The 2,067-nt window shown below is 50.7% G+C and carries 2 protein-coding genes; one reads left to right on the forward strand and one right to left on the reverse strand.

Annotated features, from left to right (window positions below; all coding sequences use genetic code 11):
* The first annotated feature begins 273 nt into the window (after positions 1-273).
* Entirely contained in the window at positions 274-759 is a 486-nt protein-coding gene (locus tag A3AG_RS32325) for an adenylyl-sulfate kinase (RefSeq protein ID WP_256461668.1), read from the forward strand.
* 253 nt (positions 760-1,012) lie between these two features.
* Here A3AG_RS32325 and A3AG_RS32330 read toward each other — a convergent pair whose 3' ends face one another.
* Positions 1,013-1,966, reverse strand: coding sequence for an aminotransferase class III-fold pyridoxal phosphate-dependent enzyme (locus A3AG_RS32330; protein ID WP_240074695.1), 954 nt, complete (start codon positions 1,964-1,966; stop codon positions 1,013-1,015).
* Between the last annotated feature and the right edge of the window lie 101 nt (positions 1,967-2,067).

Here is a 2,067-nt window from a genome sequence, read left to right on the forward strand (position 1 = left end):
GTCCAAGGTCAGTTTGTTTCATGCGCCACATGCTCGCTGGCTCGACGATTCATTGCAAGCACATCCGCCGGCTAATTGTGCAGAGCATCCCTAGCAAAGTTTCGGTAAACTGTGTTGAGGCCCGAATGCGAAGTTGGCAAAATGGGAACGTAGATCGATCCAACCGTGGTTTAAGAATTCATTGAAAAACGCTTGAATTTATTGCTGCATTCGTTGACACGGCCATCAATCATGAGCAAGTGGAATATGAAACAAAGAGGGCGTGCTATCGTCATGATTCAAGGCCTTCCGGGATCTGGCAAGACTACACTTGCTAGAATGCTTTTGGATTTAATTCCGACAGCCAGCTGGGTTAATGCGGATTTTGTTCGGGATAATATAAATCGTGACTTGACGTTTAGTTTTGTGCACCGAATCGAGCACGCTCGTCGTATGGCGGAAATCGCCAATCTGACGCTAAACTACGGTGCGAACGACCATTGCATTGTGGATTTTGTTTGTCCCACAACGGAAACGCGGAGAGCCTTTCTGGGGGCGGCAAAGTACCCAGTCTACACCGTGTTCATGAACACGATAACTGCTGACGAGTCTAGATTTGCAGATACGCGCAAAATGTATGAGGTTCCCACAGATTACGCGTTTCGGGTGAGCGGATATAAGACGGCGCAGGAATTGAGGGACGTTGCACGTACAATTCACTTGGTACTCCTAAGCAGATCCCCAAGTTTGTCGTTGACTAAACTCAGGCGGAGTCTTTGAATTTAATGGCAAATGAGTCTTGCGCGGAATAATATTAGTGCTGGTGCGACTCGGACCGAACCGGTCAGCAAATAGGCCTTCAATTTAGCCTATCACGTAATATCGGTGAAAGCCGCAGCCATGCTGCTACGGCAATTTGCGAAAGTAATAGGACATCTCTGCAACTGTAGCGATGCGAGTTATTCGGCGATTGTGCGTTTGGGGGCGGGTTCGAGCGGTAATCCTTGGCTGTGGGCATCTCGGTACCGGCCTTTCATAATTGTGCCCAATAAGTCTTGTTGGAGAGGCAAGTGTTCGCTGTCGCGCGAAACGCTCGCCAACAGTATTCGATCATGGATCTATCTGTAACCCGCGCGGTCATATCTTCGTCTTTGCAGTAGTCCGCGAGCGCACCCTTCAGCGCCTCTTGTAAAGTGCTGAAGAATGTGTTGCCCATGGAAATATTGCTCATGTAAGTTGCCGGGTAGCCTGTGTATATACCGTATTGAAGGCACCGTCGGACAAATGCACTTCCATGTCTTTGCGAAGGCATGACAATATCGAACATGGCGTCGCTTCCTAAGACACGCGCGGGTATTCCGAAGCTAGCGAACGACTCGTGGAACAACCTCTTGAGCACTGCGCCGCTATCCGCCAAGCGAGCTACAATGCCATCTTCTTCGAAAATTTGCTGCGTTAGATTAGCAGCTACGAAGGCTCGATTTTCACGTAAGTAGGTGTTGCCAAGATAAACACCATCCGCCCCGGACATGGCATCGGCCGTACCAATAACCGCAGAAAGGCCAATTCCCTGTGCGAGTCCTTCGGACAAGGTAATCAGGTCGGCCGGGACCCGGTGTGCTTGGCAGTAACCACCGTCGGCGTAACGAAGTCCGCAAAGCACCTCGTCAACGATCAAAAGCGCTCCATGCAGCATAGCCATTCTAGCGCTTTGGTGGAGTAACTCCGGAGGAAAGACCGATGGCTCTGGCGTGACTACAATTCCGGCGACTTTGCCTCTGTTCCAACTCAACATCTGCTGCAAGATATCTAAGTCATACTGAAAGTCCTGGATGTAATGGTCTTTGGCTGTAGAATCGTCAGACCACGGGTACCGTTGGAAGATGTCATGCCAACCGTGAAAACCGGCTGTTAGGATAATTGGTTGACCGGTTCGACGTCGTGCGATGCGGACAGCTGCCTCCGTTGCACAAGATCCGGTCCTCAAGAAGAAGGCCCTAGCAGGCCGCTGAAATACCTCCAGCGGACGTCAGCGCGACGACTGGCTGAAGCGTTGCTTTGAGGATCCCATCCAATCCCACATTCATG

The sequence above is a fragment of the Cupriavidus neocaledonicus genome, assembly GCF_000372525.1.
GTDB classification, from domain to species: Bacteria; Pseudomonadota; Gammaproteobacteria; order Burkholderiales; family Burkholderiaceae; genus Cupriavidus; species Cupriavidus neocaledonicus.

Coding starts and splice junctions, on each gene's coding strand:
- A3AG_RS32325 (WP_256461668.1), top strand. CDS start 274: ATGATTCAAGGCCTTCCGGGATCTGGCAAGACTACACTTGCTAGAATG.